This window comes from Streptomyces lusitanus, from assembly GCF_042647945.1.
In the GTDB taxonomy this organism is placed as follows: domain Bacteria; phylum Actinomycetota; class Actinomycetes; order Streptomycetales; family Streptomycetaceae; genus Streptomyces; species Streptomyces pseudogriseolus.
Window position 1 is genome coordinate 132,021 of record NZ_JBHRWL010000019.1, and the last position, 22,591, is coordinate 154,611.

The following is a 22,591-nucleotide window of genomic DNA, read 5'->3' on the forward strand; positions in this document are numbered from 1 at the left end:
CTTCGTTTGTGTCGGTACGGGAGGCTTGCGACGGGGCTGCGCCCGTGGTCAGAGCCTACCGGCGCTGCCGATTCCTCAGCGAACCCATATACGGTACGGGGCACACGCAGGCGGTCGGCTCACCGCACGCACGCGTACCGGCCGGCACACGAGACGCATGAGGAGTAAATCCGGTGGTCAGCCAGGAGCAGCGGCGGCGTCAGCTCGCCCGGGAGAAGTTCTTGCGGCAGCAGCAGCGGCGTACCGAGGCGCGGCGCAGGTCGAGGGTCCGCAACGCGGTCGTCGCGTCGGTGCTCGGTGTGACCCTGATCGGCAGCCTCGCGCTGTACACGACGGGGGTGTTCAAGCAGGACGACGACAAGACCAACGCTGCTGCGGAGGTCACGCCGGAGGCCGAGCAGACCGGCAAGGCCCCGGACCCGTGCGAGAAGCCGGCCGAGGGCGCGGTCGAGAAGCAGACGTGGAAGAAGGAGCCGGCGATGTCGATCGACAAGTCGGCGAAGTACACGATGACGCTCGAGACCACCTGCGGGACGATAGACCTGGCGCTGAAGGCGTCGGCGGCCCCGCACACGGTCAACTCGTTCAACTTCCTCGCGAAGAAGGGCTACTTCGACCACACCAAGTGCCACCGGCTCACCACCAACGGCATCTTCGTGCTTCAGTGCGGCGACCCCACGGGCACGGGGACCGGCGGTCCCGGCTACACGATCCCGGACGAGAACCTGAAGGACGCGAGCCTGAAGAACAACACCTACCCGGCGGGCACGGTCGCGATGGCCAACACCGGGCAGAAGGACAGTGGCGGCAGCCAGTTCTTCCTGGTCTACGAGGACAGTCAGCTTCCGCCCAGCTACACACCGTTCGGCACCGTCTCGGACGCGGGCCTGAAGGTGCTGAAGAAGATCGCCGACGCCGGGGAGAGCACCGGAGCCGGCGACGGGGCGCCCAACGCGACGGTCGTGATCGACAAGGCGACCGTCACCGCATCCTGAGCCCCAACTGCGTAATTTCGGTCGCGCGGGATGCGGACAGGCATCCCGTCGGTCGCCTATGTTGGCCGTGACGAAACTGTGGACGATGCCCGGGGGAGCGCACAGGCCCCTCGACGGCATCATGTGGAGGAGGCGCTGTGAGCAGCGACCCGTGGGGCCGCGTCGACGAGACGGGGACCGTGTACGTGCGTACGGCCGACGGCGAGAAGGTCGTCGGTTCCTGGCAGGCCGGCTCTCCTGACGAGGCGCTGGCCTACTTCGAGCGCAAGTACGAGGGCCTGGTTGTCGAGATCGGCCTCCTCGAGAAGCGGGTGAGGACCACCGACCTGTCGTCCAAGGACGCCATGGCCGCGATCGGCCACCTGCGCGAGCAGGTCGACGCCCATCACGCGGTCGGTGATCTGGACGCCCTCAGGGGCCGTCTGGACAAGCTGGTGGAGCTGGTCGAGGCGCGCCGCGAGGAGCGCAAGGCCCAGCGGGCCCGGCAGTCCGAGGAGGCGCGGCAGGCCAAGGAGGCGCTGGTCGTCGAGGCCGAGGAGCTGGCGCAGTCCGACCAGTGGCGGGCGGCCGGGGAGCGGCTGCGGGCCCTGGTGGACACCTGGAAGGGTCTGCCGCGGCTGGACCGCAAGTCCGACGACGAGCTGTGGCACCGGTTCTCGCACGCGCGGTCGGCGTTCTCCAAGCGGCGCAAGCAGCACTTCGCGCAGCTGGACGCGCAGCGCGAGGACGCCCGCCGGATCAAGGAGCAGCTGGTCGCCGAGGCCGAGGCGCTGTCGGGCTCCACGGACTGGGGCCCGACCGCGGCCCGGTACCGGGACCTGATGGCGCAGTGGAAGGCCGCCGGCCGCGCCCAGCGCGAGCACGAGGAAGAACTGTGGAACCGCTTCCGCGGCGCCCAGGACGTCTTCTTCGCGGCCCGTTCCTCGGTGTTCGCCGAGCGTGACGCGGAGCAGGCGGAGAACCTCAAGCTCAAGGAGGAGCTGGCCGGCGAGGCGGAGAAGCTGCTGCCGATCACGGATCTGAAGGCCGCCCGGGCCGCGTTCCGTGCGATCAACGAGCGCTGGGAGGCCATCGGCCATGTGCCGAGGGACGCCCGCCCGAAGGTCGAGGGCCGGATGCACGCCGTGGAGCGCGCGATCCAGGAGGCCGAGGAGGCCGAGTGGCGCCGGACCAACCCGGAGGCCCGTGCCCGGGCCGAGGGTCTGACCGGTCAGCTCCAGGCCGCCGTGGACAAGCTGAAGGGCCAGATCGAGCAGGCCCGCGCGCAGGGCAACACCGCCAAGGCGGAGAAGCTGGAGCGTGAGCTGGAGGGCCGCCAGGCGCTGCTGGACCAGGCCCTGAAGGGTCTCCAGGAGTTCGGCGGCTGACCGGGGCTCGCACCCGGAGGACCGGAAGGGGCCGCCGTACTCGGTACGGCGGCCCCTTCCGTGTGTTCTACCCCCGGTTGCGGGCCGAGGTGACGCGGTAGACGTCGTAGACGCCCTCCACGCCGCGCACGGCCTTCAGGACGTGGCCCAGGTGCTTGGGGTCGCCCATCTCGAAGGTGAAGCGGGAGGTGGCCACCCGGTCGCGGGAGGTCTGGACGGCCGCGGACAGGATGTTGACGTGCTGGTCGGACAGCACGCGCGTGACGTCCGACAGCAGCCGGGAGCGGTCCAGCGCCTCGACCTGGATGGCGACCAGGAACACCGAGGACTGGGTGGGCGCCCACTCGACCTCGAGGATCCGCTCGGGCTCACGGGACAGCGAGTCGACGTTCACGCAGTCGCTGCGGTGCACCGAGACGCCGCTGCCGCGGGTGACGAAGCCGATGATCGGGTCCCCGGGCACCGGGGTGCAGCAGCGGGCCAGCTTGACCCACACGTCCTCGACGCCCTTGACGATGACGCCCGGGTCGGCGCTGGAGCGGCGCTTGCGGCGGCTGCGGGTGGGCGGGACCGACTCGTCGATCTCCTCGGTGGCCGCCTCCTCGCCGCCGAGGGCCTGCACCAGCTTCTGCACGATGTTCTGCGCGGAGACATGGCCCTCGCCGATCGCCGCGTACAGCGCGGAGATGTCCGAGTAACGCATCTCGTGCGCCAGCGTGACCAGCGAGTCGCCGGTGAGGATGCGCTGGATCGGCAGGTTCTGCTTGCGCATGGCGCGGACGATGGAGTCCTTGCCCTGCTCGATGGCCTCGTCGCGGCGCTCCTTGGAGAACCAGGCGCGGATCTTGTTGCGGGCGCGGGGCGACTTCACGAAGCCGAGCCAGTCGCGGGAGGGGCCCGCGCCGGCCGCCTTGGAGGTGAAGACCTCCACCAGGTCGCCGTTGTCCAGGGTCGACTCCAGCGGCACCAGGCGGCCGTTGACCCGGGCGCCTATGGTGCGGTGGCCGACCTCGGTGTGCACCGCGTACGCGAAGTCGACGGGGGTGGCGCCGGCGGGCAGCGCTATGACGTCGCCCTTCGGTGTGAAGACGAAGACCTCGTTGCGCGAGAGGTCGAAGCGCAGCGACTCCAGGAACTCGCCCGGGTCCTCGGTCTCCTTCTGCCAGTCCAGCAGCTGCCGCAGCCACGCCATGTCGTTGAGGTGGTCGTCCTTGCCCTTGCCGGACGACCTGGGCGCGTCGGAACGGACCTTGGAGGCGCCGGCCACGGCCTCCTGCTTGTACTTCCAGTGCGCGGCGATGCCGTACTCGGCGCGGCGGTGCATGTCGAACGTGCGGATCTGGAGCTCGACGGGCTTGCCGCCGGGGCCGATGACCGTCGTGTGCAGCGACTGGTACATGTTGAACTTGGGCATCGCGATGTAGTCCTTGAACCGGCCGGGGACCGGGTTCCATCGCGCGTGCACCGTGCCGAGAGCCGCGTAGCAGTCGCGGACGGTGTCCACGAGGACGCGGATGCCCACCAGGTCGTAGATCTCCGCGAAGTCACGGCCGCGGACGATCATCTTCTGGTAGACGCTGTAGTAGTGCTTGGGGCGGCCGGTGACGGTCGCCTTGATGCGGGCCGCCCGCAGGTCCTGCTGGACCTCGTCGGTGACGACGGCGAGGTACTCGTCGCGCTTGGGGGCGCGCTCGGCGACCAGGCGGACGATCTCGTCGTACATCTTGGGGTAGAGGATCGCGAAGGCGAGGTCCTCCAGCTCCCACTTGATGGTGTTCATGCCCAGGCGGTGGGCGAGCGGCGCGTAGATCTCCAGGGTCTCGCGCGCCTTCTTCTCCTGCTTCTCGCGCTTGAGGTAGCGCATGGTGCGCATGTTGTGCAGACGGTCGGCGAGCTTGATGACCAGGACGCGGGGGTCCTTGGCCATGGCGACGACCATCTTGCGCACGGTCTCGGCCTGCGCGGCCTCGCCGAACTTGACCTTGTCCAGCTTGGTGACGCCGTCGACGAGGAGCGCGACCACGTCGCCGAAGTCGCGGCGCAGGTCCTCCAGGCCGTACTCGGTGTCCTCGACGGTGTCGTGCAGCAGCCCTGCCATCAGCGTGGCCGGGTCCATGCCCAGTTCGGCGAGGATGGTGGTCACCGCGAGCGGGTGCGTGATGTACGGGTCGCCGCTCTTGCGCTTCTGGCCGCGGTGCCAGCGCTCGGCGACCTGGTAGGCGCGCTCGATCTGGCGCAGCGTGGCGTTCTCGATCTTCGGGTCGTTGCTCCGCACGATCCGGAGCAGCGGCTCCAGCACCGGGTTGTACGGGTTGGCCCGCTGGACGCCGAGGCGGGCCAGGCGGGCGCGGACGCGGTTGGAGGAGCCGGAGCGGGGCTGGCCGGTGTTGGGGCGGGCCAGGGACGCGGAGCGCTCGGGAGGGGAGGGCTTGGGCCGCGGCTGCTCGGGCTTGTCCACGGGAGCCCCCTGGGCGCGCTGCACCGGCCCGCGGGTGTCGTTCTTCGCCTGGGGCGTGTCCGGTGCGGGCTTGGCCGCCGGGGCCGAGGCGGGCTCGGGCTTGGCGGCGGTCAGGTGCTGGGCCTCGTCTGGCAAGAGGGCTCCTCGTGCGCGATCCGGGTCCCCCGGTCAGGCTCCGGAGAACCCATGGTAGCGAGCCCCGGCCCGCCGATCGCCTCCGGAGCGGTGTGAGGACCGTCAACAGGAGAAACGCACGAGGCGGACGCCGGATTCCTCCGGGTCCGCCTGCGTGGTGGGTACGGGGCCGTCTCCGGTGTCCCCGAGGGTCCTCAGACCGTGAGCAGCGCCTCCAGCGGGGCTCCCGCCAGGGCGGGCTCCAGCCGGGCCCGGCCGCCGAGGAAGCCGAGCTCCATCAGCACGGCGAGGCCCGCGACCTGGGCGCCCGCCCTGCGGATGAGCTGGAGGGACGCCTCGGCGGTGCCGCCGGTGGCCAGGACGTCGTCGACGACCAGGACGCGGTCCTCGGCGCCGAGGTCCTCGGCGTGGACCTCGATCTCGGCCGAGCCGTACTCCAGGTCGTACGCCTGGCTGAGGGTGGCCCCGGGGAGCTTGCCCGCCTTGCGGACGGGGATGAAGCCCAGGCCGGCGCGGACGGCGACCGGGGCGCCGAGGATGAACCCGCGGGCCTCCAGGCCGACGACCTTGGTGGCGCCGGCCCGGCGGGCGACGTCCGCGAGGGCCTCGGTGAGGGCGTCGAACGCCTTGGGGTCGGCCAGGAGCGGGGTGATGTCCTTGAACATCACGCCCGGCTCCGGGTAGTCCGCCACGTCCCGGATGCGGCTCAGCAGCAGGGCGGACAGATCGGCGTGGTCGGTCATCGGCGCTTCCCCGAGGGTCGGCCGCGGCCCCGGGCGCGGGACGCGGGCTGGTTGCGGGGTCCGACGACCGCCGCCGCGACGTCGGCGGGCTCGTCGTCGAGACCGTCGTCGGTCACGGGGGCGTCCTGGCCGTCGTCCGGGTCGCCGCCCTGGGCGCGCTTGGCCAGCACGCGCTTCTTCAGGCTCTTCATGGCCGGCTCGCGCTCCTTGAGGTCGGCGACGAGCGGGGTGGCGATGAAGATCGAGGAGTACGCGCCGGCGGCGAGGCCGACGAACAGCGACAGGGAGATGTCGTTCAGCATGCCGGCGCCGAGGACGCCGCCGCCGATGAACAGCAGGCCGGCCACCGGCAGCAGCGCCACCACCGTGGTGTTGATCGACCGCACCAGGGTGCTGTTGATCGACCGGTTGGCGATCTCGCTGTAGGTCCAGCGGGTCTGCTTGGTGATGTCCCTGGTCTGTTCCTTGAGGCTGTCGAAGACGACGACCGTGTCGTACAGCGAGTAGCCGAGGATGGTGAGCAGACCGATCACCGTGCCGGGGGTGACCTCGAAGCCGACGAGGGCGTAGATCCCGACCGTGATGGTGATGTCGTGGATCAGCGCGACGAACGCGGCGAGGGCCATGCGCCACTCGAACGCGATCGCCAGGTAGATCACGACCAGGAGCAGGAAGATCCCGAGGCCCTGCCATGCCTTGTTGGCGATCTGCTCGCCCCAGCTGGGACCGACCAGTTCGGCGTTGATCTTCTCGCCGTCGACCTTGAGGTCGTCGGCGAGCCGGTCCTTGATGGTGTCCGAGGTCTTGGTGTCGATGCCCGCGACCTGGATGCGCAGGCTGCCGTCACCGAGCTTCTGGACGATGGCGTCGTGGCCGGAGGCGTCCTCCGCGTAGCCCTCGGCGGTGGACACCGAGACGCTCATGTTCTTCGGGGTGGTGAAGACCGCGCCGCCCTGGAACTCGATGCCCATGTGCAGGCCGCGCACCGTCAGGCCGACGATGGCCGTGATGGTGATCAGGATCGAGATGCCGTACCAGATCTTGCGGTTCTTGACGAAGTCGTAGCCGATCTCGCCGTGGTGCAGTCGGGCGCCGAGGGTGCCGAGCTTCGACATCTCTCACGCCTCCTTCGTCTGGGCAGGGGCGGAGGGACGACGGGTGCGGCGCAGCGGCGGTTTCGCGCCCAGCGCCTTCGGGTCGAGACCGGACCACTTGTGGCCGCTCGCGAAGAACTTGCGGCGGGCCATCAGCGTCAGCAGCGGCTTGGTGAACAGGAAGACCACCACGACGTCGAGGACCGTGGTCAGACCCAGGGTGAACGCGAAGCCCTGCACCTTGCCGACGGTGACCACGAAGAGCACCGCGGCGGCGAGGAAGGACACGAAGTCGGAGACCAGGATGGTGCGCCGGGCGCGCGGCCAGGCCCGCTCCACGGCGGGGCGCAGCGAGCGGCCCTCGCGGATCTCGTCCCGGACCCGTTCGAAGTAGACGATGAACGAGTCCGCCGTGATGCCGATGGCGACGATGGCGCCGCAGACGGCCGGCAGGTTCAGCGCGAAGCCGATGGTCGGGCCGAGCAGCGCCATGATCACGTAGGTGAGGGCGGCGGAGACCAGCAGCGACGCGACGGCGATGAAGGACAGGCCGCGGTAGTAGAACAGCAGGTAGAGGATCACCAGCGCGAGGCCGATGGCGCCGGCGATCAGACCGGCCTGGAGCTGCTCGCCGCCGAGGGCGGCGGTGACGGTGGTGACGCTGTCCTCGCGGAAGGTCAGCGGCAGGGCGCCGTAGGACAGCATGTTGGCCAGTTCCTGCGACGACTGCTGCGTGAAGTTGCCGGAGATCTCGGCGTTGCCGCCGGTCAGGGCCTGCCGGACGTACGGGTCCGAGACGACCTCGCCGTCCAGGACGATCGCGAACTGGTTCTGCGGGGACTGCTTCTGCGCGAGCTGGCCGGTGATGTCGGCGAACTTCTTGGAGCCCTCGCCCGTGAACTTCATGGTCACGGTCCAGCCGGCGCCGGACGTGGTGTTCAGGACGGCGTCGGCCTCGTCGACGTCGGTGCCGTCGACGGCGGCCGGGCCGAGGATGTACTTCTGCCACTGGCCCTCGGAGTTCTGGCCGCAGGCGACGGTGGACTCGGAGGCCTTGGCACCGTCACCGGCGGTGGCGCGGACGCTCTCCTTGGTGCAGTCGAGCTTGGCGTACGCGGCCTGGAGCTTCGCGTCGGGGTCGGAGGCGCCGCCCGTCGCGGAGGCGGAGGGGCTGGCCTTGTCCGTGGGGGACGGGCTCTCGTCGGCCTTCAGAGCGTCGGTGACCGCGCGGCCCTGGGTGGTGGCGCTCGACGAGGGGGTCGCGGACGCAGAGGAGCCGTCGGTGGCCTCCTCGCTCGCGCCGTCCGTCGCCTTGTCCCCGGCCTTGTCGCCGGAGGGGTCGGCGGAGGGCTCGCCGGTCGCGCTCGGCTGCGGGGCGGCGCCGCCCCCGGCCAGCTCGGTGGCGATCACGGGACGGAAGTAGAGCTTGGCGGTGGTGCCGACCTGTTCCCGGGCCTGCTTGGAATTCGTGCCCTTGGGAATGTTGACGATGATGTTGCGGTCGCCCTGGGTCTGAACCTCGGCCTCGGAGACGCCCAGACCGTTGACACGCCGCTCCATGATGGAGACCGCGGTGTCCATGTTGGTCTTGTTGATCGCGGACTCCTGGCCCGCCTCAGGGACCGCCGCCAGCGTGATGCTCGTACCGCCGGCCAGGTCGATGCCGAGACGCGGAGTGGTGTGCCCGGAGGCGAACATCCCTCCGGTGAGCGCCACGATGGCGATCAGGATCAGAGCCAGCGAGCGCCACGGCTTGCTTGTGGCGCTCGCGTTCCGTCCCTTTTTGAGTGCTGCCACCTTCTCGTACTCCCTCTCGGGCCGCCTCGTCCCCGGTCGGGAGGCCGGCGGCCATGACATGGTGTCGGGATGATCCCGTGCGAGCCGGGCATGATCCGGGGCGCGCGGGCGGAGCCCGCGCGCCCCGGAACGCGGCTACTTCGCGTCGGAGTCGCCGTCGGACTTCTTCGCGCGCGCGTCCGCCGTGGCGTCGGCCGGCTCGTCCTCCGCGTCCTTCTTGCCGAGGTCGACAGGCGTGTCGTCGGAGTCGGCGGCAGCGTCGGAGGAGTCGTCGGTCTCGGTGAGGGAGGAGGCGTCGTCGGGGACGACGTCGGCGTCGGACTGCAGGTCGTGCTCGATGCCGTGCACGATGCGGTTGTACTCCTCGTCGGTCAGGACGGCACCGATCGAGTTCTTGGCGAACAGCAGCTCCACACCCGGCCCGGCGTCGAGGAGGACGGTGTCCTCGCTGACCTCCTTGACCGTGGCGTACATGCCCCCGATCGTGCGGACGCCGGAACCGGGCTGCATCTGGTTCCGCATCTCGATGGCCTGCTGCTGCTTCTTCTTGGCCGACCGGGTCATCAGGAACATGGCCCCGATGAGCACAATGAACGGGAGGAGGGTCAGGAGACTCACGGGTCGGAACTTCCTTCACACGACCGCGTTGGTGAACGGCCTGATGGTTGGGGGTATGTGGTGCCGCCGACAAGGGCGGCATCGGCGGAGTCTAAGCGAGTCCGCACCACCGGAACAACGCTCAGCATGGCACCGGGGTTCCTGCCCGGGCCAGCGTGCTCGCCGTCACGCCCCGAACAGGTCCCCTTGTCCGTTTCCGGGGGCCTGCGGCCGGGGCGGCGTGAGGCCGAGGTGCGACCAGGCCGCGGGCGTGGCCACCCGTCCCCGCGGGGTACGGGCGAGCAGCCCCTCCCGGACCAGGAAGGGCTCGGCCACCTCCTCCACGGTCTCACGCTCCTCCCCCACCGCGACGGCGAGCGTGGACAGGCCGACCGGGCCGCCGCCGAACAGCTTGAGCAGCGCCTCGAGGACCGCCCGGTCCAGCCGGTCCAGGCCCCGGGCGTCCACCTCGTACACCGCGAGGGCCGCGGCGGCGACGTCCTGGGTGATCCGGCCGTCCGCCTTGACCTGCGCGTAGTCCCGGACGCGGCGCAGCAGGCGGTTGGCGATGCGGGGCGTGCCGCGGGAGCGTCCGGCGATCTCGGCGGCGCCCTCGGCGTCGATCTCCACGTCGAGCAGGCTCGCCGAGCGGTGGACGACGCGCTCCAGCTCGCCCGGCTCGTAGAACTCCATGTGGGCGGTGAAGCCGAAGCGGTCGCGCAGCGGGGGCGGCAGCAGGCCGGCCCGGGTGGTGGCGCCGACCAGGGTGAAGGGCGGCAGCTCCAGCGGGATGGCGGTGGCGCCGGGGCCCTTGCCGACGATCACGTCGACGCGGAAGTCCTCCATCGCCATGTACAGCATCTCCTCGGCGGGCCGGGACATGCGGTGGATCTCGTCGAGGAAGAGGACCTCGCCCTCCTGGAGGGAGGAGAGGATCGCGGCCAGGTCGCCGGCGTGCTGGATGGCGGGGCCCGAGGTGATGCGGATGGGGGCGCCCATCTCCGCGGCGATGATCATGGAGAGGGTGGTCTTGCCGAGGCCGGGGGCGCCGGAGAGCAGCACGTGGTCGGCGGTGGCGCCGCGGGCGCGGGCGGCGCGCAGCACCAGGTCGAGCTGCTCGCGGACCTTCTCCTGGCCGATGAACTCGCCCAGGTCCTTGGGGCGCAGCGCGGCCTCGACGGCCTGGTCCTCGCGGTCGGCGACCGATTCCACCAGCCGCTCGGAGGCGGCGGTGTCGTTCGTGTCGTCCCAGTTCATGTGCGTGTGCCTCAGCTCTCCGTACGGACTCGGGCGCGGTGGTGGGCCGGCGGGCGGCGGTCTATCGGGCGCGGTTCAGCGTCTGGAGGGCCGCCTTGAGCAGCTGCCCCACCGGTACGGCGCCCTCGGCGGCCTCCGCCTGGGGGGTCACCGCGGCCACGGCCTCGTCGGCCTCCCGGGTCGCGTACCCCAGGCCGATGAGGGCGGCGTGCAGCTGGTCGCGCCAGCCGGCGGTGACGGGCGCGCCGACGGCGGGGGCGCCGGTGGGATCCCCGAGCCGGTCCTTCAGTTCCAGGAGCAGCTTCTGGGCGCCCTTCTTGCCGATGCCGGGGACGGCGGTGAGCGCCTTCTCGTCCCCCGTGGCCACGGCGCGGCGCAGGGCGTCGGGGCTGTGCACGGCGAGCATGGCCTGGGCGAGCCGGGGGCCGACGCCGCTGGCGGTCTGGAGCAGCTCGAAGACCTGGCGGCCGTCCTCGTCGGCGAAGCCGTACAGCGTCAGGGAGTCCTCGCGGACGACGAGGGAGGTGGCGAGCTTAGCGGGCCGGCCGACGCGGAGCGTGGACAGCGTGTCCGGCGTGCACCGGACGGCCATGCCGACGCCGCCGACCTCGACCACCGCGGTGTCGGGGGTGAGGGCGGCGACCGTGCCGCTGACGAAGGCGATCATGCCGTACGGCCTTTCGATGCGTGGGGGGCCGCGGGGGCCCGGGGGGTGGTCGGCGGGGTCCGCGGGGCGCGCGCCGCGTGGGCGGCGACGGCCTGCTGGAGGCGGTTCTGGGCGGGGGCGCGCCAGATGTGGCAGATGGCGAGCGCGAGGGCGTCGGCGGCGTCGGCCGGCTTGGGCGGGGCGTCGAGCCGCAGCAGGCGGGTCACCATGGCGCCGACCTGGGCCTTGTCGGCGCGGCCCGAGCCGGTGACGGCGGCCTTGACCTCGCTGGGCGTGTGCAGGGCGACGGGGATGCCGCGCCGGGAGGCGCAGAGGATGGCGACGGCGCTGGCCTGGGCGGTGCCCATCACCGTGCGCACGTTGTGCTGGCTGAAGACGCGCTCCACGGCGACGAACTCCGGGCGGTGCTCGTCGAGCCACTGCTCCAGGCCCTGCTCCACGGCGACCAGCCGGTGGCCGAGGTCGGCGTCGGCGGGCGTGCGCACCACTCCCACGCCGAGCATGGTCAGCGGGCGTCCCGCCACCCCCTCGACGACGCCGACACCGCACCGGGTCAGTCCCGGGTCCACCCCCAGTACGCGCACGCCGTCGCCCCCTTGCTCGATCACCTGTTTGTGCAGGCTATCGGGTGCCACCGACAAAGCGGCGGGCCGACGGGGTGTGTCCCGCCGGCCCGCCGCCCCGGTACGCGTCAGGCGTCGACCTTCTCCATGATCTCGTCGCTGACGTCGAAGTTGGCGAAGACGTTCTGCACGTCGTCGCTGTCCTCGAGCGCGTCGATCAGCTTGAAGATCTTCTTGGCGCCCTCCTCGTCCAGCTCGACCTGCATGGTCGGGACGAAGTTGGCGTCCGCCGACTCGTAGTCGATGCCGGCGTCCTGGAGCGCGGTGCGGACCGCGACCAGGTCGGTGGCCTCGCTGATCACCTCGAAGGACTCGCCGAGGTCGTTGACCTCCTCGGCGCCCGCGTCGAGCACGGCGGCCAGGACGTCGTCCTCGGTCAGCTCGCCCTTGGGGACGATCACCACGCCCTTGCGGTTGAACAGGTACGACACCGAGCCCGGGTCGGCCATGGAGCCGCCGTTGCGGGTCATCGCGACCCGGACGTCGGAGGCGGCGCGGTTGCGGTTGTCGGTGAGGCACTCGATGAGCACCGCGACGCCGTTGGGGCCGTAGCCCTCGTACATGATCGTCTCGTAGTCGGCGCCGCCGGCCTCCAGGCCCGCGCCGCGCTTGACCGCGGAGTCGATGTTCTTGTTGGGGACCGACTGCTTCTTCGCCTTCTGGATGGCGTCGTACAGCGTCGGGTTGCCCTCGGGGTCGGCTCCGCCCATCCGGGCCGCGACCTCGATGTTCTTGATGAGCTTCGCGAAGAGCTTGCCGCGCTTGGCGTCGATCACGGCCTTCTTGTGCTTCGTCGTGGCCCATTTAGAGTGGCCGGACATCTGCCTGTCTCCTTCGCGTAACCCATCTCTGCAACGAACGCAGGAATCCTACAAGGCATCGCCCCGGCGCTCCGCCCGCACCATGTCGGTGAAGAGGCGGTGCACCCGGTGGTCCCCGGTCAGCTCCGGGTGGAAGGACGTCGCCAGCGCGTTGCCCTGGCGGACCGCGACGATGTGTCCGTCGTGCTCGGCGAGCACCTCGGCGGACGCGCCGACGGACTCCACCCACGGGGCGCGGATGAAGACCCCCTCCACGGGTTCCCCGGACACGCCCTTGACCTCGACGGCGGCCTCGAAGGACTCGTTCTGCCGTCCGAAGGCGTTGCGGCGCACGATCATGTCGATGCCGCCGACGGTCTCCTGCCCGGAGCGCGGGTCGAGGATCTTGTCGGCGAGCAGGATCATGCCGGCGCAGGTGCCGTAGACGGGCATGCCCGCGCGCACGCGTGCGCGCAGGGGCTCCATCAGGCCGAAGAGCACGGCCAGTTTGGAGATCGTGGTGGACTCCCCGCCCGGGATCACCAGGCCGTCGACCTCGGCGAGCTCCTCGGGGCGCCGGACCGGCCCGGCCACGGCGTCCGCCGCGGCCAGGGCCGCCAGATGCTCCCGTACGTCGCCCTGGAGCGCGAGCACTCCGATCACGGGAGCGGTCATCACCAGCCCCGGTTGGCGTAGCGCTCGGTCTCGGGCAGGGTGTCGCAGTTGATGCCGACCATGGCCTCGCCCAGGTTGCGGGAGGCGTCCGCGACGATCTTCGGGTCGTCGTAGAAGGTGGTCGCCTTCACGATGGCCGCGGCGCGCTTGGCGGGGTCGCCGGACTTGAAGATGCCGGAGCCGACGAAGACGCCCTCGGCGCCGAGCTGGCGCATCAGCGCGGCGTCGGCGGGGGTGGCCACGCCGCCGGCGGAGAACAGCACGACGGGCAGCTTGCCCAGCTCGGCGACCTCCTTGACCAGCTCGTACGGGGCGCGCAGCTCCTTGGCGGCGGCGTACAGCTCGTTGTTGTCGTAGCCGCGCAGGCGGGCGATCTCGTTCTTGATCTGGCGCAGGTGGCGGACGGCCTCGACGACGTTGCCGGTGCCGGCCTCGCCCTTGGAGCGGATCATCGCGGCGCCCTCGGCGATGCGGCGCAGGGCCTCGCCCAGGTTGGTGGCGCCGCAGACGAAGGGGGTGGTGAAGGCCCACTTGTCGGAGTGGTTGACCTCGTCGGCCGGGGTGAGGACCTCGGACTCGTCGATGTAGTCGACGCCGAGCGACTGGAGCACCTGGGCCTCGACGAAGTGGCCGATGCGGGACTTCGCCATCACCGGGATGGACACGGCGTCGATGATGCCCTCGATCATGTCCGGGTCGGACATGCGGGCCACACCGCCGTCCTTGCGGATGTCGGCCGGGACGCGCTCCAGGGCCATGACGGCGACGGCGCCCGCGTCCTCGGCGATCTTCGCCTGCTCCGGCGTGACGACGTCCATGATCACGCCGCCCTTGAGCTGCTCGGCCATGCCGCGCTTGACGCGCGCGGTGCCGGTCGCGGGACCCTGGTTTTCGGAGAGCGTGCTGGACACGAATGACCTCGCTGGGGAAGAGGGGGATTGTGCAGCACTGAGGAAACGTGACCGGAGCAGGCCACATCAAGGGCCAATGGGGAGCCGGTGGCTCGTTTTCGGCCGAGGGCGGGGTGATCCGCGTCCGGATGCCGATGTCAGGCGGCCCGCTCGATCAGCGCCGCCGGCGGCTCGTCGTCCATCTCGAAGGCCATCGGGAACGGGGCGTGTCCGGCCAGCCGGAACCAGCGCACCTTGCGGTGCAGGCGCAGGGCGCGGGCGGCGCGCACGGCGTCGTTGTGGAAGCGGCGGGCCATCGGGACGCGGCGGACGGCCTCGGCGAGCTCGAGGGCGGCCTCCTCTCCCCCGGGCGCCTCCCGGACCCCGTCCACCTGCTGCGGGTCGGCGAACACGGCCCGCAGCGCCTGGCTCAGCTCGCTCTCGGCGACCTCCCGCTGCTCCTCGACCGCCTGCCGGGCGGCATGCGCGGCCTCGTACAGCACGATCGACGCGGCGGGGTCGAGCACTCCGGAGGTGGCCAGTTCCTGCGCCACGGAGGCGCGGCGCAGCAGTTGCGCGTCGAGCGCGGCGCGAGCGGCGTCGATCCGGGCGTGCAGGCGGTCCAGGCGACCGGCCGTCCAGCTCAGGTACAGGCCGACGGCGAGGAGGACGACGAGGATCCAGATCAGGGTTGCGGTCACGGGCGGCAAGGCTAGTACCGGCTCCGCCGGTCACGGTCCACGGGGCCGCAGCCCGGTGCGGGTCGGTCGCGCAGTTCCCCGCGCCCCTGAGGGCGTCCACTCGACGCCGCCTGCGCAAGGAGCCGCCGAGACAGCGCCGTACGCCGGGTGCACGCCGCATGTGGCTGGTCGCGCAGTTCCCCGCGCCCCTCAGGGGGCGCTGTCACCGCCGCCGCCTGCGGGCAGTCGTGCCGCTGGGGCGATGGGGGTACCTCCCGCTCGAGCGAAGCCGAGAGTGGGGGAGGGTGGGCGCAGGCGGCACCCTCACGGCGGGCCCGGGCTGCAGCGCCGTACGCCAGGTGCAGGCCGCATGTGGCTGGTCGCGCAGTTCCCCGCGCCCCTGAGGGGGCGCTGTCACCGCCGCCGCCTGCGGGCAGACGTGCCGCTGGGCGATGGGGGTACCTCCCGCTCGAGCGAAGCCGAGAGTGGGGGAGGGTGGGCGCAGGCGGCACCCTCACGGCGGGCCCGGGCTGCAGCGCCGTACGCCGCGTGCAGGCCGCATGTGGCTGGTCGCGCAGTTCCCCGCGCCCCTGAGGGGCGTCCACTCGCCGCGCCCCTGAGGGGCACCCCTTGGTTCAGTCCCGTGCCAGGCCCAGGCGGGCCCTCAGGCCCGTCGCTCGGTCGTCCGTGGCGACCGCCGCCGCGCCCGCGGTGACCGTCTCGTAGACGGAGAGAATGTCCGCACCGACCGTCGACCAGTCGAACCGACGCACATGCGCACTGCCCCGCGCCCGCAGCTCCTCACGGCGCACGGGATCCCCCAGAAGCCGCACCGCCGCCTCCGCGAGCGCGTCCGCGTCCTCGCTGGCGAACAGTTCGCCGGCCGCTCCCCGGTCCAGGACCTGGGCGAACGCGTCCAGGTCGGAGGCCAGCACCGGCGCGCCCGCCGACATCGCCTCGACGAGGATGATGCCGAAGCTCTCCCCGCCGGTGTTGGGCGCCACGTACAGGTCCACGCTCCGCAGCAGCCGCGCCTTGTCCTCGTCGCTGATCATGCCGAGGAACTCCACGCGCGAACGCAGCTGTGCGGGCAGCGACTCGACCGCCTCCTCCTCGTCGCCGCGCCCGGCCACCAGCAGCCGGGTCCCCGGGCGGGCGGCGAGGATCTTCGGCAGCGCCCGCATCAGCACCGGCAGGCCCTTGCGGGGCTCGTCGATGCGGCCGATGAAGCCGATGGTGTCGCCCTGCCACTCCGGGTTGGGCTCGGCCTTGGCGAAGAAGTCGACGTCGACGCCGTTGGGGATGACCACCGCGTCACCGCCCAGGTGTTCGACGAGCGTGCGGCGGGCGTACTCGCTCACCGCGATCCGCGCGCTGATCTTCTCCAGGGCGGCCTGGAGGATGGCGTACGCGGCGATCATCGCGCGGGAGCGCGGGTTGGACGTGTGGAACGTGGCGACGATCGGCCCCTCGGCGGCCCAGCAGGTCAGCAGGCCCAGCGAGGGCGAGGTCGGCTCGTGGATGTGCACCACGTCGAAGGAACCGTCGTGCAGCCAGCGCCGTACCCGCGCGGCGGACAGGAACCCGAAGTTCAGCCGGGCCACCGAGCCGTTGTACGGCACCGGCACCGCGCGGCCCGCGGAGACGACGTACGGGGGCAGCGGGGTGTCGTCGTCGGCGGGGGCGAGGACGGACACCTCGTGCCCGAGGCGGATGAAGTACTCGGCCAGGTCACGGATGTGGAACTGGACGCCGCCCGGCACGTCCCACGAGTACGGGCAGACGATGCCGATCCTCACGCCGCGCCCTCCCGGTCCTGCCCGGGGGCGTGCGCGGTCGTGTGCGTGGGGTCGAGGTCCTCGGTCCACAAACGCTGAAGCATGTGCCAGTCCTCCGGATGCTCGGCGATTCCCGTGGCGAAGGCGTCGGCCAGCGCCTGTGTCATCACGGACGTCTTCTCGGCGCGCGTGCCTGACTCGGGAACCTCGACCGGGGGATGCACCCGGCCCTGCATCACGGGCGACTCGTCGTACCAGAGGGTCACGGGCAGCAGCCGCGCGCCCGTGTGCTGGGCCAGCAGCGCGGGTCCCGCGGGCATGCGGGCGGCGTGCCCGAAGAAGCTCACCTCGACGCCCGAGGCGGACAGGTCGCGGTCGGCGACCAGGCAGACCAGGCCGCCGTCGCGCAGCCGCCGGGCCAGCGTGCCGAAGGCGGAGCCGCCGCTGTGCGGCAGTACCTCCATGCCGAGGCCCTCGCGGTAGGCGACGAACCGGTCGTACAGCGTCTCCGGCTTCAGGCGCTCGGCGACGGTGGTGAACGGTATGCCGAGCTTCGTGGTGACCCAGGCGCCGGCGAGGTCCCAGTTGGCCAGGTGCGGCAGCGCCAGGACGACGCCCTTGCCGGCCGCCATGCCCTCGGTGAGATGGTGCAGGTCCTTCGGGGTGAAGGAGTCGGCGATGCGCTCGGGGCTCCAGGCGGGCAGCCGGAACGACTCCATCCAGTACCGCAGGTACGAGCGCATGCCCGCGCGGGACAGCTCGGCGAGCCGCTCCGGACCCGCGCCCGGCACCACGCGCGCGTAGTTGCTCTCCAGCCGCAGCACACCCTTGCCGCGCCGCTTCCACGCGGCGTCGGCGATGGTCCGCCCGAGGCGCACCGCGACCGGCTCGGGCAGCTTCTTCACGGTGCCCCAGCCCGCGCCGTACAGGGCGTCGGTGAACCGCTCCCGGGCGCTCACCGGTCCGCCTCGCTCCCCAGCGCCTGCTGCTCCGCGGCCTCCGCCTCCGCGGACTCCCGGCGCACGGTGACCACACGCTGGATCAGCGTGACCAGGCTGCCGACCGCCACGGCCCACAGGGCGATCGGCAGCAGGTACTGGATGCCGGGCACGCCGAACGCGTGCAGGCCCGCGAGCCCGGCGGCGACCAGCGAGATCACCAGCCGCTCGGCCCGCTCCACCAGCCCGTTGACGGCGACCGGCAGCCCGATCGACTCGCCGCGCGCCTTGGTGTACGACACCACCTGGCCGCTGGCGAGGCAGAAGATCGACACCGCGCACAGCACGTTGTCGTCGCCCGAGCCCGCGTACCAGAGGGCGAAGCCGCCGAACACCGCGCCGTCGGCGACCCGGTCCAGGGTGGAGTCCAGGAAGGCCCCCCAGCGGCTGGAGCGGCCCAGCTGACGGGCCATGTTGCCGTCGACCAGGTCGGAGAACACGAACAGCGTGATGACGACCGTGCCCCAGAAGAACTCGCCGCGCGGATAGAACACCAGCGCGCCGGCCACCACACCCGCGGTGCCGATGAGCGTGACCGTGTCGGGGCTGACCCCCCGCCGGATGAGAAACGCGGCGAACGGTGTGAGGACACGCGTGAAAAATGCACGCGCGTACTTGTTCAGCATGGCCTTCCCGACGGTCGGTGGGGCCGCGTGGCCCCTGCTGGCCACCGGCGGGCCCATCGTAGTCACCGCGCACGAACACGGCTGCGGGGCACCCGGACCGCCGGGCACGGGCGCCGCCGTGATCGCCGCCGCACCCCGGGGACCTGCGCCGCGGCGGCGATCATGTCCTTCGTATGGACGCGCCGTGACGGGAGTGGAAAGCTCGAAGAACCGCGGGCGCCGCCGGAGCCGCACCGCAGGCGATGCCCCCGGACGGGGTCCGGGGAAGGCTTCCACGGGTCCGCGCCCACAGTGACCTCACCGTGCACGGGAGGCAGGATCATGGGCGACAAGGCGCACACACACCCCGGGGCCGCCGGCAGGGCACAAGCGGCCGACCGCCCCACGTCCGTACGGAACGTGGTGCTGGTCGGCCACTCCGGATCGGGCAAGACGACTCTGGTGGAGGCCCTCGCGCTGACCGCGGGGGCGGTGAACCGGGCGGGCCGCGTGGAGGACGGCGGCACCCTCTCCGACTACGACGAGATCGAGCACCGGCAGCAGCGCTCGGTGCAGCTCTCCCTGGTGCCGGTCGAGTGGAACGGCATCAAGGTCAACCTTCTGGACACCCCCGGCTACGCCGACTTCGTCGGGGAGCTCAGGGCCGGTCTGCGCGCGGCGGACGCGGCCCTCTTCGTCGTCTCGGCCGCGGACGGCGTGGACGGCTCGACCCGCATGGTGTGGGACGAGTGCGCGGCGGTCGGCATGCCCCGGGCCATCGTCGTCACGCACCTGGAGGCCGCCCGCGCCGACTTCGAGGAGATGACCCGGGTCTGCGCCGAGACCTTCGGCCGGGACGACCCGGACGCGGTGCTGCCGCTGTACCTGCCGCTGCGCGGCCCCGAGGGGCCCGACGGGCACGCGCCGGTCACCGGTCTGATCGGGCTGCTCACGCGCAAGCTGTTCGACTACTCCAGCGGCGAGCGCGTGGCGAACGAGCCGGTCGGGGACCAGGTGCCCATGATCGAGGAGGCGCGCGGCCGGCTGATCGAGGGGATCATCTCCGAGAGCGAGGACGAGACCCTCATGGACCGCTACCTCGGCGGTGAGGACGTCGACGTCAGGACACTGATCGACGACGCGGAGCGGGCGGTGGCGCGGGGCGTCTTCTTCCCTGTCCTCGCCGCCGCGCCCGCCGCCCCCGGCGCCCGCCAGGGACTCGGCACGGTGGAGCTCCTCGACCTGATCACCGGCGGCTTCCCGACCCCGCTCGAGCACGGCACCCCGGCGGTGACCACGCCGGACGGCCGTCCGCGCGAGCTGAAACCGTGCGACCCGGACGCCCCGCTGGCCGCGGAGGTCGTCAAGACGTCCTCCGACCCCTACGTGGGACGGCTCTCGCTGGTCCGGGTCTTCTCCGGGACGCTGCGCGCCGACCAGACCGTGCACGTCTCCGGGCACGGGCTGACCGACCGCGGCCACGAGGACCACGACGTCGACGAACGGGTCGGCGCGCTGTCCACACCGTTCGGCAAGGTGCAGCGGCCCGTGTCGCACGTCATCGCCGGCGATCTGGCGTGCGTGGCGAAGCTCTCCCGCGCGGAGACCGGCGACACCCTGTCCTCGAAGGACGACCCGCTGGTCATGGAACCGTGGGAGATGCCGGACCCGCTGCTGCCGCTCGCCATCGAGGCGCACAGCAAGGCGGACGAGGACAAACTGTCCCAGGGGCTCGCACGGCTGGTGGCCGAGGACCCGACGATGCGGCTGGAGCAGAACCAGGACACCCACCAGGTGGTGCTGTGGTGTCTCGGCGAGGCGCACGCGGACGTGGCGCTGGAGCGGCTGCGCAGCCGGTACGGCGTGCAGGTCGACGTCGTACCGCACCGGGTGTCGCTGCGGGAGACGTTCGGCGGCAAGGCGTCCGGGCGCGGCCGGCACGTCAAACAGTCCGGCGGGCACGGCCAGTTCGCGATCTGCGAGATCGAGGTGGAGCCGCTGCCGAACGGCTCGGGCATCGAGTTCGTGGACAAGGTGGTCGGCGGCGCCGTGCCCCGGCAGTTCATCCCGTCGGTGGAGAAGGGCGTGCGGGCCCAGGCGCTGAAGGGAGTCGCGGCGGGGCACCCGCTCGTCGACGTGCGGGTGACGCTCCTGGACGGCAAGGCGCACTCGGTGGACTCCTCGGACGCCGCCTTTCAGACGGCGGGCGCGCTGGCGCTGCGGGAGGCCGCCGCCGACGCGAAGATCCACCTGCTGGAGCCGGTGGCCGAGGTGTCCGTGCTGGTCGGCGACGACTACGTGGGCGCCGTGATGAGCGACCTGTCCGGCCGCCGCGGCCGGGTGCTGGGCACCGAGCAGTCGCCCGGCGGGCGCACGCTGATCAGGGCGGAGGTGCCGGAGATCGAGATCGGCCGGTACGCCGTCGACCTGCGGTCGCTGTCGCACGGCACCGGCCGCTTCAGCCGCCGCCACGTGCGGCACGAACCGATGCCGCCGCAGGTCGCGGAACGGATCAAGGAGGAGGCGCACGCGGCCTCTTGACGCGCCGGGCGCCCGCCGGTCACTCCGGCGGGCGCCCGTGTGCGCGGTCGCGCTTCCGCTTCACCCCGGGCAACTCCCCCGTACCGGAGAACGGCTTGGAACGACCCCCGGCGGACAGCGGTGGCTGCCTATACGCTGAACACCTGATCAACAGGTGTGCGCAGCACGGAAGTCGGGAAGGCCGCAAGACGACAGTCGCGGCGATCGGGGGCGGGAATGACCGTTGAGAGCGGTTACGCGGATTTCTTCGGTCCGCAGGTACCGCGCACGGGCGACGAGGGCCAGACACCCACCTTCGCTCTGGCCTCGGCGGCCTACCGGGACAACGAGGCCGACGAGATACTCAAGGCCAACAGCGAGTGGCACAAGTCCGAGGTCGGCAAGCCGCGGATCAACCTGTTCCGGCCCAACCTGGGCGAGGCGTTCTCCCGGGCGATCATCGACCGGATGCTCGGCTCCGGCCGCGCCCCGCTCATCCAGTCCTTCGGCACCCAGCCGCAGGTGGTGGTGGAACACGCGCTGGCGGCGCACCGCATCCGCCGCGAACGCGACAACTGGCTGACCGCCGTGATGGTGCTGTGCGGGCTGCTGTTCCTGCCCGGCCTGCTCGTGTGGCTGCTGGTGTTCCAGATCCGCACCACGATGGCCAAGCGCGACGACAAGCGGGCCGGCGCGCTCGCCACCGCCCTGCTGGTCGGCGTCGGCGCCCTCGCCGTGCTGTTCCTGCTCCGCATGCCGTTCACCGGCTTCTGGGCCTGGTACGCGCGCGCGGCGGTCGTGGCCCCGGTCGTGGGCTGGTTCTGGGCCAAGCAGATCTGCGAGCGCACCGCCCGGGACCTGCGGGCGCGGTGGGACAGCCTGCTCTCGGGCAGCAGTATCGGCGCCAAGGTGCCCGAGGCCGTGCCGAGCAGCCCCGGCGAGACGGCGGCCGAGCAGCTGCGCCAGTCGCTGGCCCGGCTCAGCGCCGAGCAGCAGTCCAACTCCGTGTTCTACGCCGGCCCCAAGGGGATCCTCGGGATGGGCACCCGCTGGGGCAGCTGGCAGCTCGCCGAGGACCTGGTGCCGGCCGACCCCGACCGGGAGATCCACCCGTTCCGCAGCTGGGACGTCATCAAGGCCGTCCACGACCGGCTGCGCATGCTGGAGCGCGGCCCGCTGAACACGGGCGGCTTCCCCAAGCCGACGATCCGCCACTGGATCGTCACACCCATCGGCGAGAACGCCACCTCGGTCTCCCGGCCCGAGGGCACGGACGTCGAGGCGTACCAGGTCAAGCAGCACGCCGTGCAGGAGATTTGCAACAAGCAGCAGTTCGGCGCCGGCGACCGGCACTACCTGGGCGTGCAGTGGACCCTGTGGGACGGCCAGCTGGTGATCACCATGCTGATCACGGTGACCGTGCTGCACGAGACCCTGCGCATCGAGGTCACCGGCCACGCCCTGGGTCCCGTGCACTCGCTGTTCACCACCAAGCCGGCGGCGAAGGAGAAGGAGGTCCAGAAGTCGATCAAGTTCTGGGAGACCCGCAAGGTCAAGCTCCCGCTGGTCGACTCGGACGAGGTGGTACGGCTCGCCGCCCGCGCGCCGCTCACCAACTACCCGCCGCTGCTGTACTGGCTGGGCGGCAAGCTGTCGCTCCCCGAGCCGTTCGGGCTGCGCCACGCCTGGGCGGACAAGCCCTGGCGGCACCGGTTCATGGCGGACGACGCGCTGCGGGCGGCGACGCCGGTGCTGCGCGTGGTGCACGCGGCGGCGATCAAGGTGCTGGAGGAGAACGGCGTGGACACCACGAAGTTCGGCTCCCGCTCGTCGTCCCTGTCCACGGCGGTCCAGGACGCGACGCCGAGCAAGGCCGACCTGTACGACGCGTAGCCGACGGGCGGGCGGGGTG

General features: G+C 71.7%; 19 protein-coding genes. 4 read left to right on the plus strand and 15 right to left on the minus strand.

Annotated elements, in window-relative coordinates; translation table 11 throughout:
• Window positions 1–173 precede the first annotated feature (173 nt).
• Window positions 174–995 (plus strand): peptidylprolyl isomerase, encoded by an 822-nt coding sequence (locus ACFOSY_RS26035; protein ID WP_394311145.1) that lies wholly within the window; start codon window positions 174–176, stop codon window positions 993–995.
• Between the two features lie 137 nt (window positions 996–1,132).
• Window positions 1,133–2,362 (plus strand): DUF349 domain-containing protein, encoded by a 1,230-nt coding sequence (locus ACFOSY_RS26040; RefSeq protein WP_394311148.1) that lies wholly within the window; start codon window positions 1,133–1,135, stop codon window positions 2,360–2,362.
• A gap of 67 nt (window positions 2,363–2,429) precedes the next feature.
• Here ACFOSY_RS26040 and relA read toward each other — a convergent pair whose 3' ends face one another.
• The 15 genes from relA to pgsA form a co-directional block, all read right to left on the minus strand.
• Entirely contained in the window at window positions 2,430–4,955 is a 2,526-nt protein-coding gene (relA, locus tag ACFOSY_RS26045; protein WP_394311150.1) for a GTP pyrophosphokinase, read from the minus strand.
• 194 nt (window positions 4,956–5,149) lie between these two features.
• A complete protein-coding gene (locus ACFOSY_RS26050; RefSeq protein WP_394311152.1) occupies window positions 5,150–5,698 on the minus strand; it encodes an adenine phosphoribosyltransferase in 549 nt (182 codons plus the stop codon).
• Complete coding sequence (gene secF / locus ACFOSY_RS26055) at window positions 5,695–6,813, minus strand: protein translocase subunit SecF (RefSeq protein WP_394311154.1); 1,119 nt, start codon at window positions 6,811–6,813, stop codon at window positions 5,695–5,697. The genes ACFOSY_RS26050 and secF overlap by 4 nt, the downstream gene beginning before the upstream one ends.
• 3 nt (window positions 6,814–6,816) lie before the next feature.
• Window positions 6,817–8,589, minus strand: a complete 1,773-nt coding sequence (gene secD, locus ACFOSY_RS26060) for a protein translocase subunit SecD (RefSeq protein WP_394311157.1) — start codon at window positions 8,587–8,589, stop codon at window positions 6,817–6,819.
• A 135-nt stretch (window positions 8,590–8,724) separates the two neighbouring features.
• Entirely contained in the window at window positions 8,725–9,207 is a 483-nt protein-coding gene (gene yajC / locus ACFOSY_RS26065; protein ID WP_006136192.1) for a preprotein translocase subunit YajC, read from the minus strand.
• 165 nt (window positions 9,208–9,372) lie between these two features.
• Complete coding sequence (gene ruvB, locus ACFOSY_RS26070) at window positions 9,373–10,443, minus strand: Holliday junction branch migration DNA helicase RuvB (protein ID WP_394311161.1); 1,071 nt, start codon at window positions 10,441–10,443, stop codon at window positions 9,373–9,375.
• A 61-nt stretch (window positions 10,444–10,504) separates the two neighbouring features.
• Complete coding sequence (gene ruvA / locus ACFOSY_RS26075) at window positions 10,505–11,110, minus strand: Holliday junction branch migration protein RuvA (RefSeq protein ID WP_006136195.1); 606 nt, start codon at window positions 11,108–11,110, stop codon at window positions 10,505–10,507.
• Complete coding sequence (gene ruvC / locus ACFOSY_RS26080) at window positions 11,107–11,694, minus strand: crossover junction endodeoxyribonuclease RuvC (RefSeq protein WP_394311511.1); 588 nt, start codon at window positions 11,692–11,694, stop codon at window positions 11,107–11,109. The genes ruvA and ruvC overlap by 4 nt, the downstream gene beginning before the upstream one ends.
• A 107-nt stretch (window positions 11,695–11,801) precedes the next feature.
• Window positions 11,802–12,554: a YebC/PmpR family DNA-binding transcriptional regulator gene (locus tag ACFOSY_RS26085; RefSeq protein ID WP_031022794.1), complete on the minus strand. Its 753-nt coding sequence runs from the start codon at window positions 12,552–12,554 to the stop codon at window positions 11,802–11,804.
• A 48-nt stretch (window positions 12,555–12,602) separates the two neighbouring features.
• Window positions 12,603–13,208 carry a pyridoxal 5'-phosphate synthase glutaminase subunit PdxT gene (gene pdxT / locus ACFOSY_RS26090; protein ID WP_394311164.1) on the minus strand — a complete coding sequence of 202 codons (606 nt, stop codon included), beginning with the start codon at window positions 13,206–13,208 and terminating at the stop codon, window positions 12,603–12,605.
• A complete protein-coding gene (pdxS, locus tag ACFOSY_RS26095; RefSeq protein WP_394311166.1) occupies window positions 13,208–14,119 on the minus strand; it encodes a pyridoxal 5'-phosphate synthase lyase subunit PdxS in 912 nt (303 codons plus the stop codon). Before pdxS ends, pdxT begins: the two co-directional genes overlap by 1 nt.
• Before the next feature lie 137 nt (window positions 14,120–14,256).
• A complete protein-coding gene (locus ACFOSY_RS26100) occupies window positions 14,257–14,799 on the minus strand; it encodes a LemA family protein (protein WP_006136200.1) in 543 nt (180 codons plus the stop codon).
• A gap of 614 nt (window positions 14,800–15,413) precedes the next feature.
• Window positions 15,414–16,577 carry a glycosyltransferase family 4 protein gene (locus tag ACFOSY_RS26105; RefSeq protein WP_394311169.1) on the minus strand — a complete coding sequence of 388 codons (1,164 nt, stop codon included), beginning with the start codon at window positions 16,575–16,577 and terminating at the stop codon, window positions 15,414–15,416.
• On the minus strand, window positions 16,574–17,515 hold the full coding sequence (locus ACFOSY_RS26110; protein ID WP_394311171.1) for a phosphatidylinositol mannoside acyltransferase: 942 nt from the start codon (window positions 17,513–17,515) through the stop codon (window positions 16,574–16,576). The genes ACFOSY_RS26105 and ACFOSY_RS26110 overlap by 4 nt, the downstream gene beginning before the upstream one ends.
• Window positions 17,512–18,237: a phosphatidylinositol phosphate synthase gene (gene pgsA / locus ACFOSY_RS26115; RefSeq protein WP_394311173.1), complete on the minus strand. Its 726-nt coding sequence runs from the start codon at window positions 18,235–18,237 to the stop codon at window positions 17,512–17,514. Before pgsA ends, ACFOSY_RS26110 begins: the two co-directional genes overlap by 4 nt.
• A gap of 264 nt (window positions 18,238–18,501) precedes the next feature.
• On the opposite strand from pgsA, the gene ACFOSY_RS26120 reads away from it, so the two are divergent.
• The gene (locus ACFOSY_RS26120) at window positions 18,502–20,700 is read left to right on the plus strand and encodes an elongation factor G-like protein EF-G2 (RefSeq protein ID WP_394311175.1); all 2,199 of its coding nucleotides are present in this window, start codon (window positions 18,502–18,504) and stop codon (window positions 20,698–20,700) included.
• A 216-nt stretch (window positions 20,701–20,916) separates the two neighbouring features.
• Window positions 20,917–22,572, plus strand: coding sequence for a hypothetical protein (locus ACFOSY_RS26125; protein ID WP_394311177.1), 1,656 nt, complete (start codon window positions 20,917–20,919; stop codon window positions 22,570–22,572).
• Window positions 22,573–22,591 lie beyond the last annotated feature (19 nt).